This is a genomic window from Cellulophaga baltica, assembly GCF_900102165.1.
In the GTDB taxonomy this organism is placed as follows: domain Bacteria; phylum Bacteroidota; class Bacteroidia; order Flavobacteriales; family Flavobacteriaceae; genus Cellulophaga; species Cellulophaga baltica.
Genome location: NZ_FNBD01000015.1, coordinates 1 through 15,744, shown reverse-complemented (window position 1 = coordinate 15,744; position 15,744 = coordinate 1). Strand labels below are relative to the sequence as shown.

Sequence of the window (15,744 nt, the reverse complement as noted above, 5' to 3'; positions counted from 1 at the left end):
AGTTACAGGTTTTTAAACGTAACTTCTATTATATTTTCTAGCTGATCTTTATCAAATACTTTTGATGCTATGGATAAACCCAAAAGACTATTCATTAAAAAATCTGCCTTACATTCTATTTCTTTTCTTTGGTCGTCTTGTTTTAGATTACTTACAAATAAAGTTCTAATTTCATTTGCGAACTTTTTAAGCTCTACCATAACCTCAGGATCTGCATCGTCTTTAATTTCGTTCACAGAATTGGTTACCAAACAACCTTTTCTTAGTGTTCCTTCTTTTGAAAATTCTAAAAAATTATAGAAATATTGTTTAATACCGGTGACACCGTTGTTAGACTGTCTCAGTATTTCCTTAATTCCATTAATTTCCTTCTTATAATTTTTAATGCTTTCTAAAAAAACACCTTGTTTATTTTTAAAACTTGCGTAGATAGAGAATTGGTTGATACCCATTTCTTTCTCTAACATACGTACAGAAGTAGCTTCGTAACCATTTTTCCAAAAAAGCCGCATTGCTTTATTGATTACTTCTTCTTCGTTATATTGTTTTTTACGAGCCATTACTTCTAAAGTACACTGCAAAACTAAGCACTTGCTTTGAAATAAAAAATTATTTTAACTTTTAATTGTATCTTAAATGTGTAAATACCTTATTTTGAGTTTATTAGTTGTTCTAAAATTCTTTCTACTCCAAAGTTATCGTTACTTTCGGTGTGGTAATTGGCTAGTTTTAAAACCTTAGGGTGAGCGTTCTTCATCGCAAAACTGTAGTCTGCTAAGGCTAGCATTTCTAAATCATTATTATAATCACCAAAGACCAGTAACTCATGGGGTAAGATGTTATTTTCCTGCATCACTTTTTCCAATGCATACCCTTTGTTAGCATTTTTACTGGAGATATCTACCCAATTAGCTCCTGATATTTTTACTTGTAATTCATTTTCCAGGTGAAATACTTTTGGATAGATGTATTTTTCAGAGTTTTTAAAGTGATAAATAGCAATCTTAACTATTTCGCCATCAAAGTCATTTAAATTATCTAAGACCTTATAGTTGGTGTAGTATTCTTTTAATTTCTGCTCGAACATCGTAGACTTGTTCGTTATGTATGCGTTATCTTTCCCACAGAGTACAGGGTGTACATTTTCTACGCCATTTAAAATAGCAATAACCTCATTTTTTGTAGCATTGGGTAGGGGGGTGACTAGCAGTTCCTTTCCATATTGCTTGGCAACACCACCATTTTCGGCAATGACTATAATATCATTTTTAATAGCTGCTAATTTGTCAACGATGCTATGGTATTGTCTTCCGCTTGCGGCAACAAATTTAATATCCTTCTTCTTTAATGATTCAAATAATGAAAAGAATTTGGCGCTTACTTGATGATCGGAGTTTAATAAAGTCCCGTCCATATCTGTAACAACCATTTTTATTTTTGATAGATCCATAGTTTCAAAATTTAAAAGCTGCAAAGTTATTCTATAAGCAACGAACATTTGTGTTTAAATAGATAAGTTTGTATTAATATTAGTATATAAATGTTAAAGGCTATGAAGTTTTATCAATCGGAATTCAGGTTAAAAAGTTTTTCTAGGGGCTTTCATCTAATAACAGAACAAGTCTTGCGAGAACTTCCAGAACTAAAAAATATTAAAGTGGGTATGCTTCAGGTATTTATAAAGCATACCTCGGCCAGTTTAACAATTAATGAAAATGCAGATCCAACCGTACGCTTAGATTTTGAAAGTCACATGAATGTTATGGTGCCTGAAAATCAACCCTATTATAAACATGATTATGAAGGTTCAGATGACATGCCTGCACATATCAAATCTTCTTTAATGGGGGCTTCAGTTCAAATCCCCATTACCAATGGCCAGTTGAATTTAGGAATCTGGCAAGGGATATATTTATGTGAACATCGAGATAGTGCTTCTGGAAGAACTATTGTTATTACAGCCTTTGGAAACTAACGTATAAATTTTATAGTTAAAGGGTAGTTGTAAAATTCTCCTTTTGATGCTGCTATACCTCCTATAATGGGATATACAATTAAGAGAAGTGCTAGTGGTATTCCAAGAATACTAAGGATGATAATAAAAACAAATCCTATAAATACAAACGTTAATAGTATGGAGATGACAAACAGCATAGCGTAAATTACCCCGTATAATAACATACTCAATTGGTAATTGATCACGTGTTTGCCATGTTCATCCATTCCTTTAATTTCATTCTTTTTCGTAGACCATAAGACTACCGGTATGATGATACCGAAGAATCCAAAGAAATTTAAGAGTTGGCTATAATGTAAAAGTGCTAATGTGCTGTGGTCTTCTTTTAACGTATTTTTAATTATAGGGTTTTCAATTAAATTGTTTTCATTCATTTTTATAATTCTTATTGAAAATAGGTAACGTATTTAAATAGAAGATAGGTATACGATAGGATAAAAAAAATCCGATTCGTTAGAATCGGATTTTTTATAAGCGAGATATATTGTTAATGTTACTTTATTTTTTGAACGACAGCTTTAAAAGCTTCTGGGTGATTCATTGCTAAATCGGCTAAAACCTTACGGTTTAATTCGATGTTGTTAGCTTTTACTTTCCCCATAAACTGAGAATAAGACATTCCTTGTAAACGAGCACCTGCATTAATACGAGTGATCCATAATGAACGGAAATTTCTTTTCTTGTTTCTACGGTCTCTGTAAGCATATAACATTGCTTTTTCAACCGCATTTTTAGCTACTGTCCAAACGTTTTTACGTCTTCCAAAGTAACCTTTGGCTTGCTTCATTACCTTTTTTCTTCTGGCTCTAGAAGCAACTGAATTTACTGATCTTGGCATACTTTTAAATTGTTTTTTGTAGTAGGCGGTCGATGATCGACACTTTTAAGGCCTAACTCCATGGTTTATAATTAATTTACCGGTAAAGAGAAAATTACTTTAAACGTAACTGCTCTTTAATACTGTTAACATCAGCCTGGTGAACTAACCCTGAATGTGTTAACGCTAGCTTACGCTTTTTAGATTTTTTCGTCAAAATGTGACTCTTAAAAGCGTGCTTTCTTTTGATTTTACCAGAACCTGTAAGCTTAAAACGCTTTTTAGCACTGGATTTTGTTTTCTGTTTAGGCATCTTGTTCCTAGTTTATTAATTTATCTCGCTTATTATTATGGAAAATGCCGGCTTTTCAGCTGGCAATTTCTTTATCTTATCTCGTAAGTTCTAAACAATTTTAGAACAGAGTTATGTACTACTTCTTGTTTGTTTTAGGAGCAATGAACATAGTCATTCTCTTTCCCTCTAATCTTGGCATTTGTTCTACTTTACCTAAATCTTCTAATTCAGAAGCTAGTTTCAATAAAAGTATCTCACCTTGATCTTTATAAACAATTGAACGTCCTTTAAAAAACACGTATGCTTTTAACTTAGCTCCGTCTTTTAAAAATTTCTCAGCATGTTTCTTTTTGAACTCATAATCATGATCATCAGTTTGTGGTCCAAAACGAATTTCTTTTACAACAACTTTAGTCGCTTTAGCCTTCATGACTTTTTCGCGCTTCTTTTGCTCGTATAAGAATTTTTTATAATCTGTTATCTTACAAACAGGCGGATCAGCATTTGGAGATATCTCTACCAAATCTAATTCTAATTCCTCAGATTTGTTAAGTGCTTCCCTAATAGGGTAAACACCAACTTCTACATTATCACCTACCAACCTTACGTTAGGAGAAAGTATTTGTGCGTTGATCTTGTGAGGGTTTTTGTTTTCCCTCCGTGGTTGGGGTTTAAATCTTTTTCTTATTGCTATGACTAAATCTTTTTAATTAAACTTATTTTTTTAAAACGACTTTAAGGTACTATTTATTTCTTTAGTTACCAACTCATTAAAGTCAGAAATTGTAATTGATCCTAAATCTTCGCCTCCATGTCTACGCACAGAGATGGTTTCTTTAGCTTCTTCATCTTCTCCTACGATAAGCATAAATGGTAATTTATTCATCTCTGCTTCTCGTATTTTCTTGCCAACAGTCTCATTACGCTTGTCAACAAGTGCGCGAATTTCGTGTTTTTCTAGCGAATTTAAAACTTTTTCCGCATATTTTTCATGTTTCTCGCTGACCGGTAAAATTATAGCTTGTTCTGGGATTAACCAAAGTGGGAAATTACCTCCTGTATGCTCTAATAATAGGGCGATAAAACGTTCCATACTGCCAAAAGGAGCACGGTGAATCATTACGGGTCTATGAAGTTCATTGTCACTACCTTTATAGGTAAGATCAAAACGTTCAGGAAGATTGTAGTCTACTTGAATAGTTCCTAATTGCCATTGTCTACCAAGGGCGTCTTTAACCATAAAATCTAATTTTGGACCATAGAAAGCAGCTTCACCACTTTCAATTACAAACTTGAGACCTTTTTCTTTTGCAGCATTTATAATTGCATTTTCCGCTTTTTCCCAATTTTCAACAGAACCAATATATTTTTCTGGTTTGGTTAAATCACGTACAGAAACCTGTGCCGTAAAATTATCAAAGCCTAAAGAACCTAGAACATATAAGGATAAATCGATAACGTTTTTAAATTCTTGATCCAATTGATCTGGAGTACAGAAAATGTGAGCATCATCTTGAGTGAAACCTCTAACACGTGTTAGGCCATGTAGCTCTCCACTCTGCTCATATCTATATACAGTACCAAATTCAGCAAAACGCTTCGGTAAATCTTTATAAGAATGAGGTTTAAAGTTGTAAACCTCACAGTGGTGTGGGCAATTCATTGGTTTTAACAAGAATTCTTCATCCATTTTAGGAGTTTTGATAGGCTGAAAACTATCTTCTCCGTATTTGGCATAATGACCAGAGGTAACGTATAATTCCTTTTGGCCTATATGAGGTGTGACTACCATTTCATAACCCGCTTTTTTCTGTGCCTTCTTTAGGAAGTTTTCTAATCTTTCGCGCAAAGCAGCTCCTTTAGGTAACCATAAAGGTAAACCTTGTCCTACTTTAGCAGAGAAGGTAAATAGCTCTAATTCTCTTCCTAATTTTCTATGGTCTCTTTGTTTCGCTTGCTCTAATAATTCTAAATATTCTGTCAGCTCTTTTTGTTTTGGGAATGAAATACCATAAACTCTAGTAAGTTGTGGTTTGTTTTCATCACCTCTCCAATAAGCTCCTGCGACACTTAAAATTTTAATCGCTTTTATTATTCCTGTATTAGGGATATGACCCCCTCTACATAAATCTGTAAACGTATCATGATCACAGAAAGTGATTGTGCCATCTTCCAGATTTTCTATAAGTTCAACTTTGTATTCGTTGCCTTGTTCTTTGTATTTCTTTAACGCATCGGCTTTAGATACGGCATGCATCTCAAAATTATGCTTACCTCTAGCTATTTCTATTGCCTTTTTTTCTATCGCAGGGAAGTCTTTATCTGAGATAGATTTGTTTTCTCCTAAATCTACATCGTAATAAAATCCGTTATCAATAGCAGGCCCTATTGTTAATTTAACTCCAGGGTATAACTCTTCAATAGCTTGCGCAACAACGTGAGAAGAAGAATGCCAAAAGGCTTTTTTTCCTGCTGCATCATTCCAAGTATATAATATTAGGGAACCATCTTCTAAAAGCGGGGTGGTAACTTCAAGTACGGTGTCATTGAATTTTGCAGAAATAACATTTCTCGCAAATCCTTCACTAATACTTTTAGCAACATCCATTGGTGTGCTTCCTTTTTCGCACTCTCTAATACTACCGTCTGGTAATGTAATCTTAATCATACTGATACATAGTTATAAGCTACAAAGATAAGGGCATCAAAAATACTTTCAATTATATTTCAAAGACTTTTTTAGTCTAAGGGTTTAAAATTAAAAAAATCAACCTTAATAAGAGTTAATTCTTCGATAATGAAAGAGTGAGAGATATTCGGTATTTTAAAACGTTTTATCTACGTTAGATGTATTTTCGTTTCTCTTTTATTGTGTCAATCATCGAATTAAACGGGGGTATTATTGTGATATATCTATTTTAATATGTTAAAATTTATTGTTATGTCAATTTTTATTTTACATTTGAAAAAACGTTAATAGTACGTTTAATAAATAATTTAACCCAAATAACACCCTGAATAATGAAAAACACAAGGAAAACACGCGTACAAGAGGTATTGGCTTCCGAACATTCTTTGGTAAAAGCTAATAGCTTGAGAATGTTACCTATAGCTTTATTTAGTATTTTACTATTTATAGGAGTGCATATTTCTTCTGCTCAAGAAGGCGAAACGGAAATAGATACTTATAAAGCTTTTAATGCAAATGCTCATATTAAAAATATGCATACATGGCATGGATTTGTGGTACACCCAGGTGCAGTTTTTGCAACCAGCTTGGAATATAAGACTAGAGATCAGAAATTTACTTTTGGTGTTTGGGGTGGGGCCAGCTTAACAAGTGTAGATGTTGTTAATAAAGATACAGGAGATTATGTAGGTGCTAATTATAAAGAATTTTCAATTTATACCTCATATCGTTTTTCAAATAAATTCTTTATAGAAGCGGTTACGCATAATAACTATACAGGTGTTGAGGAAAGAGGAGATAAGTTGGAGTATTGGAGTTATGATAAAACACAAGGATATAATTTTGTAGATTTAAACTTCGGGTATAATATTTCTGATAATACCTTGTTATACGTTGCTACGATATTAGGCGGAGGCTCTGGTGATTATGAAGTGCAAGAAGATGCTTCTCTGAAAAATTCTTGGACCCATTATTTTGAAGTTAAAAGTAAAGTGTGGGAAAAAGATGATTATAGCTTATCCTTATTTGCTGGCGGTGCTTGGTCGTTTTTTACAGATAAAACGTTTTATACGGAAGGAGCGGGTAATGTTATTAATGTAGGGTGACTCTTGGAAAGAATATTAATTTCGGAACCTATAAAATGCCTGTAGAAGTTACGGCCATGTGGAATCCTGAAAAAGAAAAAACAGTGCTTCAATTAGATATTACCTTATTTTAATAAATAGAATATAATTAATCTCAACTAAATTTTAAAACAATTTATTATGAAAACTAAGAAACAAAAAAATATTATTCAGTGGCTTCTAAAGCCTTTAATGGTGGTGACCTTATTTTTTAATCTCGCCAGTTGTGTGGAGCAAGTAGATAAATCTAAATCAGGTACCGATGCTGCTACAGATACAAGTGAAAAAATAGAGAGCGCTATTGATCTTACCGGTATGAAAATAGGGTATTGTACTCCTTCATTAAATGCACCATATTATCAAGCTTTATTACAAAGTATTCAAGCCAGTACAGAAAAAAACGGAATGGTGTTTTTATCTGCGGATGGACAGGATGATATTAATAAGCAAATTGCAGCAGTAGAAGATTTGATTACCAAAGGTGTAGATGCATTGCTATTAAACCCGAAAGATCCTGATGCATTGGTAGGGGTAACTAAGTTGGCTAAGGCTGCTGGTATTCCAGTATTTATAATTGATAGTTCTATTGATCCTTCTGCAGATTTTGTAACTACAATTCAATCTAACAATTTAGCAAATGGCGAATTGGCAGGAGAATGGTTAGCTAAAAAGTTTGGAAAAGAAAAAATGAATATTGCTTTATTAAGTGGTAATGCGGGTAATCCTGTGGGAAGAACTCGTAAGCAAGGTTTGTTGCAGGGTATCACAGAGGAGCAGTTAAGAACATTAGGATATATAGATTTAGATATTAAAACTCAAATGTATACAGATTGGTCATATGCAGGAGGTTTAAAGGCAATGGAAGATATTTTGGTCGCGCATCCAGATATTAATGTAGTGATTACAGAGTCTGATGTTTGTGTTCTTGGTGCTATTAAAGCAATTGCGCAAGCAGGTAAAACAGATGATATTTTAATCGTTGCTGGTGCAGACGGTCAGAAAGAAGCTATAAAATATATTATGGATACAGATTTTTACGGATGTACTGCAATGAATAGTCCAGTGCAAATTGGTAAAAATGCGGTTGAGTATGCGATTCAATATATAAACGGTAAGAGAGATTTTAAGAAGACTTCATTTACAGCGCCTTTATTAATAACCAAAGAAAACGCTGCAAAATATTACGATCCTAAAGCTTTATTTTAATCGGTAAGATTAGTTGATATGCAAAACTCAGATAGTGAATACCGGTTAGAAATGACTGGGATATCTAAAAGTTTCGGACAAGTTTCGGTTTTAGGTAATGTAAATTTAAAAGTGAAGCATGGAGAAATCCATGCCTTACTTGGAGAGAATGGCGCAGGGAAATCTACGTTAATGAAGATTCTTAGTGGTGTACATCAAAAAGATGCGGGAACAGTTTTATTAAATGGAGAAGAGATAAATCCTAAAAATACACATGACGGTCAAGTTTTGGGTATTAATGTGGTGTATCAAGAGCTTTCATTAGTGAACGATCTTTCTGTGGCAGAAAATATTTACTTGCACAAATTAGGTGCAAGTAAGTTTTGGATGAATTGGAAGAAAATTACGCACGATGCTCAAGAACTCATAAATTCTTTAGGATTTAATATTGACGCCACAGCTACGGTTAGAGATTTGAGTATAGTCCAAAAACAAGTAGTAGAAATAGCGAAAGCTATTTCGGAAGATACTAAGGTTTTAGTATTGGATGAGCCTACCACGGTTTTTGATCCTACAGATGCTCAGAAATTGTTTGATAATTTATTGCGATTAAAAAAAACAGGGATATCCATTATCTATATCTCGCATCACCTAGATGAAATTTTTAAAATAGCTGACACGGTTACGGTTTTAAAAGATGGTGTAGATACTGGAAGTATGCCTGTTTCAGAAACAGATACGGATGGGGTGATACGTTTGATGATTGGTAGAGAGTTGAAAGATTTGTATCCTGTGCGTGATGTAAAAGTAGGTGAGGTTCCAATATTTGAAGTAAAAAACCTTACTGCAAAAGATACTTTAGTGCATGACGTCTCTTTTTCAGTTAGAGCTGGAGAGGTTTTGGGTATCGCAGGTCTTGGAGGTAGCGGAAGAACAGAAACGGCTAAATTGATTTTTGGGGCAGATAAAAAGAAGTCAGGCAGTATTTTCTTGCATGGAGAAGAGATTAAAACAAAATCTCCTGTAGATGCTGTTGGGTATGAGATTGGTCTTGTGTCAGAAAACAGAAAAGAGGAAGGAGTTTTTCTTCCTTTATCTATTAGAAGAAATATTAGTGTAACCAATTTTGGACCGATCTCTAGCAAGTTAGGCTTTATTAGTGTAGATAAGGAAACTAAGAATGCTCAGGACCTTATTGAAAAACTAAATATAAAAACAGTGAGCTCTGAAGTTCAAGTAAAAAACTTGAGTGGAGGTAATCAGCAAAAAGTTGCTTTAGCAAAATGGCTGAGTGTAAATAGTAAGGTTATTATTATAGATGAACCTACTCGTGGGGTAGATGTGGGTGCTAAAGTAGAAATTTATAACCTTATTAATGAAGTAGCGAAAAAGGGTGTGGCGGTCATTGTCATTTCTTCTGATATGCCAGAAATTATGGGAATTTCAGATAGAATTTTGGTTATGCATGAAGGTAGTATATACGGAGAATTGCCAAAAGAAAATTTTTCAGAAGAAAACATACTTCGCTATTCCATCGGGGAACAATTAAAGTAACTCAACTCAACATACAAAAAACAAACAAACAATGGCTTTAAATTTAAAACAACAACTTAGTAGTCCAGAAGGTTTGCTAAAGTTTTTAATAAAGTACAATACTATTTTCATTTTCATAGTATTGTTAATTTTTTCGGCGGTAATATCTGATGTATTCTTTACGTCGGTAAACCTTTCAAACTTATTAAAACAGGTTTCCGGTATAGGAATTATTAGTATCGGTATGCTTATCGTTATTTTAACAGGAGGTATAGATTTGTCAGTAGGGTCCTTAGTGGCTTTGTTAGCGGTTACATTTGCCATCTTAGTAAATATTGTGGTGTTGCCCGTGGCAATTTTAATAACAGTGGTTATTGGTTTTGGTCTGGGTAGTGTCTCCGGGTATTTGGTGGCTTATCAAAAAATGGCACCATTTATAGCAACTCTGGCTTTGATGACCGTAGCAAGAGGGCTAGGTTTTATTTATTCTAAAGGATCTCCTATTACATTTAAAACACCAGGAGGAGAATTTATGTCAAACTTCGCAAATAATTCTACCATCGGTGTGCCTAATATAGCTATCGTATTTTTTATCATCGTAGCTGCTGCATTTGTAATGCTGCGTTATAATGTGTTTGGTAGATTAATCATTGCTATAGGTAGTAATGAAGAGGCTTCTCGCTTATCAGGGATTAAAGTAAATAAATACAAATTTTTAGTCTACGCAATTTCTGGCTCATTAGCGGCAATAGCGGCAATCATTGTTGCTTCAAGAACAAATCTTGGTTCTCCGAATATGGGTATGGCTTGGGAATTAGATGCTATTGCAGCAGTTGTAATTGGTGGTGCTAGTTTAAATGGCGGTAGAGGTTCTGCTATAAATACGTTGATGGGAGTTTTAATTCTAGGTTTGATAGGGAATATATTAAATCTATTGAATGTACCTTCTTATCCGCAGCAAGTAGTAAAAGGTGGGATTATCATATTTGCGGTATTACTGCAACGTTTTGAAAATAAATAATAATAAGATTGATGGCAAGTTATAAATTAAATAGTGAGAATCTATCAAAATTTTCGGGAAGCGCAGCTATTCCAGCATATGATAGGTCAGATGTAAAGGTGGGTATTGTTCATGTGGGTATTGGTGGCTTTCATAGGGCGCACGAAGCATATTATACAGATCAATTATTACACAAAGAAGGAAATAAAGATTGGGGAATCTGTGGCGTGGCGTTATTAGATTTTGATCAAAAAATATATCAGACGCTTAAAGACCAAGATGGTCTTTACACGTTAATAGTAAAAGAATTGGATGGTACGCTGACAAAAACTATCGTAGGCTCTATCGTAGAGTATCTATTTGCACCAGAAAATCCTGCTGCAGTTATTGATAAAATGGCGCATCAGGATATTAAGATTATAACACTCACCATTACAGAAGGGGGGTATAATTATAATGAAGCAACTAAGAAATTCGATTTTGCAAATCCTTTAATTCAGCATGATTTAGAAAATCCTACGACGCCAAAGACAATATTCGGTTATTTGACGCAAGCTTTAAAAGCGCGTAAAGAACAGCATTTAAAAGGTGTGGCTATTCAATCATGTGATAATGTTCAGGGTAATGGGCATATGATTCAGAACATGTTATTGAGTTATGTCGAAAAAGCAGCGCCTTCATTGGTGGAATGGATTCATGCAAATGTCACATTCCCAAATAGTATGGTAGATAGGATTACACCAGCTACAAGTTTAGTAGATATATCAGCATTAAAAGAAAATTCAGGTATTGATGATGCTTGGCCAGTAGTTTGTGAACCATTTAAGCAATGGGTTATTGAGGATGATTTTGCTGCAGGAAGACCCGCATGGGAAAATGTTGGGGCTCAGTTTGTGGCAGATGTAGTTCCTTATGAAAAAATGAAGTTGAGTTTGCTTAATGCCGGTCATTCTGTTTTAGGAATATTAGGAGCATTAAAAGGATATGCTACAATTGATGAAGCGGTACATGATCCAGCAATTAGTCAGTTTCTAAAATTGTATATGGATATTGAAGTGACGCCAGTTCTGGGTAATTTAGAAGGTGTCGATTTAAAAAGCTATAAGCATTCTTTAATTCAGCGTTTCGGGAATATATATATTAAGGATCAAATTGATAGAATTTGCTCAGAAACTTCTGCGAAGCTTCCTATATTTATATTGCCTACAATCAATGCGCAATTAAAGGAGAGTGGATCTGTTAAATTAGCAGCGTTTGTTATTGCGGCTTGGGCTATTTATTCCTTAGGATTCGATGAGAACGGTAATCCGTTAGTGATTAAAGATGCATTGGCAGAGGTGTTGCATCAGAAAGCAATAGAGGCTAAAAATGAGCCAAAAGAATTTCTAAGTATTGAATCGGTTTTTGGAGATTTGAAAAAATCAGAAGTCTTTGTTAATGCGTACCGCGAATCATATGATGACATTTTGAAACATGGTGTTGAGAAATGTGTGGCAGATTTAAATAATGAGATCTTAAATAAAATATAATGAGTGATATAACTTGTTTTGGTGAAGTGTTGTGGGATGAATTTCCGGAGCATAAGAAAATTGGAGGAGCACCATTAAATGTGGGAATTCGTTTAAATTCTTTAGGAAATAACGTGTCTGTAATCAGTAGAATTGGTGCGGATGCAGATGGGAGAGGAATTTATGAGTATATCAAAGAAAACGGAATTAATGGAAATGGCTTGCAAGTAGATGATACTTTAAAGACAGGAACCGTTAAAGTGGTATTGAACTCCAAAGGATCGGCAGCTTATGATATAATGTTTCCTAGAGCTTGGGATCAAATAGAATTGTCTTCTACAGCTCAGAAAACAGTGAAAGATTCAGATGCTTTTATCTATGGTAGTTTAGTGGCTAGGAATGAAAAGTCTAAAGAAACACTCTATAAGTTGCTTAAGATTGCTTCATATAAAATATTTGATGTCAATTTAAGAGAGCCGTATTATACGAAAGAGATTCTTGAGTATTTAATGCATCAGGCAGATTTTGTAAAATTCAATGATGACGAAATTTATGAAATAAGTGAAATGTTGGGTTCTAAGTCTGTAAGTTTGGAGCATACCATTCAGTTTATAGCAGAAAGCACAAATACAGATGCTATATGTGTTACTAAGGGTAAGCATGGAGCTGTCCTTTATATTAAAGGGGTGTTTTACCATAATAGTGGCTATCACATAGAGGTAGTAGATACGGTTGGGGCAGGAGACTCTTTTTTGGCAGGGTTAATAGATAAATTATTAAAGAAAAAGAATCCTCAAGATGCTGTAGATTTTGCCTGTGCTATAGGTGCCATTGTGGCAAGTAAAGCAGGAGCTAATCCTGAGATAAGTCAAGAAGAAGTAGTGGTTATGATGACCTCGTAAATTTTTAGAGTTGTTTTTTTGTTGAGTGGCGCACTTTAATCATGGCATGGTTAAAGTGCGTTTTTTTAGTTATTATAGTTTTCCGGTGTTCATTAAGACTAGACCTTCTTTAATGGATAATGATCTTAGTTTAGAAAGGTAGTATTCAAATCGTTCTTTAAATCGGTCGTGATGTACTAAGTCTTTAAATAGACTGTTGTTTTCTAAAAACAGTTGTGGGTTTTGTTGTGAAAGTGCAGCGGTTCTAATAAGTTGATTGCTTAAGTTGTCTGTAATGTCAAAAGTTTTGCCGTAATCATCAACACCATCATAATATTTACACCAAGCAGCCATAACAAATGTAGCGTGGGCTATGGATTCTTGATTGCTGAGCTGTTTTAGTAATGTAGGGAATACAAAAATCGGAATTTTAGAAGAGCTCTCTTTGCAAATCCTAGAAAGGCTATCATTAATATGTGGGTTTTTAAAACGATCAATGACTTCTTTCTTATAGGCTTTTAGATTTTGCTGTTCTGTGTTTTGCAAACTAGGAATTACTTCCGTCTTAATGTAATGCTCTAGAAAGAAAATAAAATCTTCGTCGTTAGCTACTTCATGTACATATTTGTATCCGTTTAAAGTACCTAAAATTCCTAGTATAGAGTGGCCAGCATTTAGAATTCGAAGTTTAGCATTTTCAAAAGGTTCAATATCTTTTACAAATTGAATATCTACCTTTTCCCAATCCGGTTTTCCGGAAATAAAGTTGTCCTCTATAATCCATTTGCTAAACGGTTCTGAGACTACCGGCCATTGATCATAAATATTATAGGTGTCTTTGAATAGCTCTATGTCTTTTGCAGAAGTAACTGTGGTTATCCGGTCTACCATAGAATTCGGAAAGCTGGTATTTTCTTGGAGCCACGGTAATAAAGAAGGAGTAGTCTTTTCTACATAATTAAAGAAAGATTTTTTTACCGTATCTCCATTTGCTTGTATGTTGTCACAGCTCAAAATAGTGCAGCCCGGTAAGCCTCTTTCTTTACGTAGGTTAAATATTTGTGTTAAATACCCAAAAACTGTTTTGGGGTTAAACTTGCTTAAAGAGTCTTCTTTAACCTGTGGATGTGTTAAATTAAATTCTCCAGTTGTTTCATTTAAATGGTAACCGTCTTCAGCAATGGTGAGAGAAATTATTTTGATATCAGGTCGCGCTAAACGTTCTATGGCAGCTAGTGGGTTTTCAGGGCCATAAAAGTATTCTATAATAGAGCTTATTATTTTGTAGTCTATAGTGCCATTTGCCTTTTTAGTAATTAAGGTATAGAGTCCGTCTTGGTCCTTAAGGATGTTGTATATTTTTCTATCCGATTCTAATAGGTCTATACCGCAAATTCCAAAGTTTAATTCCTGATGTTGTTCTATAAGTTCGTGCATGTAATAGGCTTGGTGGGCACGATGAAAATTGGAGAGACCAATATGTGCTATTCCTGTTTTTATTTTATCACGGTCTACGTTAGATTTTAAAATACTGTTGGGTAAGGAATTGGTGTTTTCAGTATTTAAATAGAGCAAATTTGGCATAGAAACTATTAATGGTTTATAATGTGAATCTAGAGACTCTTATGGCGGTATGTTGTTTTGCTAGAGTTTAGATCAGAGGATAAATTTACTAAAAAAGGAACTCAAATCAATGAATTTAAAGTGCTAATCAAAGGAAGCCTTCTTCGTCTAATCTTATACGGGTATTGGCTGTTTTAATTCTTATATTTGTTTATCACAGCTTGGTTTAATATGGATTTTAGAAAAAGAGATAATGTTACGGTAGATTGTGTTGTTTTTGCTTTGGATGCAAACGGACTTCATGTATTGTTGCGTAATAGGACTTTAAACTTGTATGATGATGAGTTTTTGGAGATTAATGATTGGGTGATTACCGGCTACTATGTTTTTAAAAGTAAAACACTTGAAGAATCGGCAGATCTTATTTTCAAAGAAATCACAGGGGTGTCAAATGCAGACAAGATTCAGTTTAGAACGTATGGGAATCCTAGTAGGATTAAATCAGTGAAAGATTTGCTTTGGATACGAAGTAGGGGTGTGCAAGCACAGTCTATGGCAATAGGGTATTATTATGCGTTGCCATTAGATGTGGTAAGTCTTAAACATGATGGCTTTAAGTGGTTTAAATATCAATCGTTGCCAGAGTTAGGTTTTGATCATCAGAAAATTGTGGCTGATGCTTATGAGGATTTGAAGAAAAAGATAATGACGGAGCCTATCATCTTTAATTTCCTTCCTGTGAAGTTTACATTAAATGATTTACAATTCGCTTATGAGTCTATATTAGACATAAAGATTGATAACCGCAATTTTAGAAAGAAGTCTTTAGGCAAACCTTATATAGTACCCTTGAATGAAAAAAGGAAAGGGGTTTCTAAAAAACCCTCTAAATTATACGTGTTTAGTAAAGACGTGTATAATACGGTAAAAGAGAAAGATTATATAATAAGTGTATAGCGACTTTTGTGGTTGGTTCTTTTTAATAGTAAACATGTCGTTGTGTAGATAGGTTGTTATTCTTTTAGAGGTAATTTTAAATTTCTTTGCTATAATTTCAAAAATTAATTTGTTGTTAAGTCTTTGTTTCTAGGGTGTTATAAAAACGTCAAAAAAAAGATTGAATTTTTTTTCC

At 34.0% G+C, this 15,744-nt stretch carries 16 protein-coding genes; 8 read left to right on the top strand and 8 right to left on the bottom strand.

What is annotated here, in order from left to right:
* Window positions 1–2: 2 nt before the first annotated feature.
* Together BLQ19_RS18570 and BLQ19_RS18565 are read right to left on the bottom strand one after the other, a co-directional pair.
* The gene (locus tag BLQ19_RS18570) at window positions 3–560 is read right to left on the bottom strand and encodes a TetR/AcrR family transcriptional regulator (RefSeq protein WP_024481382.1); all 558 of its coding nucleotides are present in this window, start codon (window positions 558–560) and stop codon (window positions 3–5) included.
* Between the two features lie 89 nt (window positions 561–649).
* The gene (locus tag BLQ19_RS18565; protein ID WP_074539356.1) at window positions 650–1,450 is read right to left on the bottom strand and encodes an HAD family hydrolase; all 801 of its coding nucleotides are present in this window, start codon (window positions 1,448–1,450) and stop codon (window positions 650–652) included.
* 102 nt (window positions 1,451–1,552) lie between these two features.
* Between BLQ19_RS18565 and BLQ19_RS18560 the strand changes: the two genes are divergently transcribed.
* Entirely contained in the window at window positions 1,553–1,975 is a 423-nt protein-coding gene (locus tag BLQ19_RS18560) for a secondary thiamine-phosphate synthase enzyme YjbQ (RefSeq protein WP_024481380.1), read from the top strand.
* Here the strand turns inward: BLQ19_RS18560 and BLQ19_RS18555 are convergent.
* The 5 genes from BLQ19_RS18555 to thrS form a co-directional block, all read right to left on the bottom strand.
* Entirely contained in the window at window positions 1,972–2,391 is a 420-nt protein-coding gene (locus tag BLQ19_RS18555) for a DUF4870 domain-containing protein (RefSeq protein WP_024481379.1), read from the bottom strand. The two genes, BLQ19_RS18560 and BLQ19_RS18555, sit on opposite strands and share 4 nt — an antisense overlap.
* 119 nt (window positions 2,392–2,510) lie before the next feature.
* A complete protein-coding gene (rplT, locus tag BLQ19_RS18550) occupies window positions 2,511–2,855 on the bottom strand; it encodes a 50S ribosomal protein L20 (protein ID WP_074539329.1) in 345 nt (114 codons plus the stop codon).
* A gap of 94 nt (window positions 2,856–2,949) precedes the next feature.
* Window positions 2,950–3,147 carry a 50S ribosomal protein L35 gene (rpmI, locus tag BLQ19_RS18545; protein ID WP_013551342.1) on the bottom strand — a complete coding sequence of 66 codons (198 nt, stop codon included), beginning with the start codon at window positions 3,145–3,147 and terminating at the stop codon, window positions 2,950–2,952.
* A gap of 118 nt (window positions 3,148–3,265) precedes the next feature.
* Window positions 3,266–3,823 (bottom strand): translation initiation factor IF-3, encoded by a 558-nt coding sequence (infC, locus tag BLQ19_RS18540; protein ID WP_081688264.1) that lies wholly within the window; start codon window positions 3,821–3,823, stop codon window positions 3,266–3,268.
* A gap of 30 nt (window positions 3,824–3,853) precedes the next feature.
* Window positions 3,854–5,797 (bottom strand): threonine--tRNA ligase, encoded by a 1,944-nt coding sequence (gene thrS, locus BLQ19_RS18535; protein ID WP_074539327.1) that lies wholly within the window; start codon window positions 5,795–5,797, stop codon window positions 3,854–3,856.
* 353 nt (window positions 5,798–6,150) lie between these two features.
* Between thrS and BLQ19_RS18530 the strand changes: the two genes are divergently transcribed.
* From BLQ19_RS18530 to BLQ19_RS18505, 6 genes are all read left to right on the top strand, one after another.
* Window positions 6,151–6,924 (top strand): hypothetical protein, encoded by a 774-nt coding sequence (locus BLQ19_RS18530; protein ID WP_254788433.1) that lies wholly within the window; start codon window positions 6,151–6,153, stop codon window positions 6,922–6,924.
* 159 nt (window positions 6,925–7,083) lie between these two features.
* Complete coding sequence (locus BLQ19_RS18525; RefSeq protein WP_074539326.1) at window positions 7,084–8,148, top strand: substrate-binding domain-containing protein; 1,065 nt, start codon at window positions 7,084–7,086, stop codon at window positions 8,146–8,148.
* Between the two features lie 18 nt (window positions 8,149–8,166).
* A complete protein-coding gene (locus tag BLQ19_RS18520) occupies window positions 8,167–9,681 on the top strand; it encodes a sugar ABC transporter ATP-binding protein (protein ID WP_074539325.1) in 1,515 nt (504 codons plus the stop codon).
* A gap of 31 nt (window positions 9,682–9,712) precedes the next feature.
* On the top strand, window positions 9,713–10,681 hold the full coding sequence (locus BLQ19_RS18515; RefSeq protein WP_074539324.1) for an ABC transporter permease: 969 nt from the start codon (window positions 9,713–9,715) through the stop codon (window positions 10,679–10,681).
* A gap of 11 nt (window positions 10,682–10,692) precedes the next feature.
* Window positions 10,693–12,189 carry a mannitol dehydrogenase family protein gene (locus tag BLQ19_RS18510; protein WP_074539323.1) on the top strand — a complete coding sequence of 499 codons (1,497 nt, stop codon included), beginning with the start codon at window positions 10,693–10,695 and terminating at the stop codon, window positions 12,187–12,189.
* Window positions 12,189–13,070 (top strand): carbohydrate kinase family protein, encoded by an 882-nt coding sequence (locus tag BLQ19_RS18505; RefSeq protein ID WP_025615610.1) that lies wholly within the window; start codon window positions 12,189–12,191, stop codon window positions 13,068–13,070. Before BLQ19_RS18510 ends, BLQ19_RS18505 begins: the two co-directional genes overlap by 1 nt.
* A 72-nt stretch (window positions 13,071–13,142) precedes the next feature.
* Here BLQ19_RS18505 and BLQ19_RS18500 read toward each other — a convergent pair whose 3' ends face one another.
* A complete protein-coding gene (locus BLQ19_RS18500; RefSeq protein ID WP_074539322.1) occupies window positions 13,143–14,633 on the bottom strand; it encodes a mannitol dehydrogenase family protein in 1,491 nt (496 codons plus the stop codon).
* 210 nt (window positions 14,634–14,843) lie between these two features.
* Here BLQ19_RS18500 and BLQ19_RS18495 point away from each other — a divergent pair, with 210 nt between their 5' ends.
* Window positions 14,844–15,569, top strand: coding sequence for an NUDIX hydrolase (locus BLQ19_RS18495; protein ID WP_074539321.1), 726 nt, complete (start codon window positions 14,844–14,846; stop codon window positions 15,567–15,569).
* Window positions 15,570–15,744: the final 175 nt, after the last annotated feature.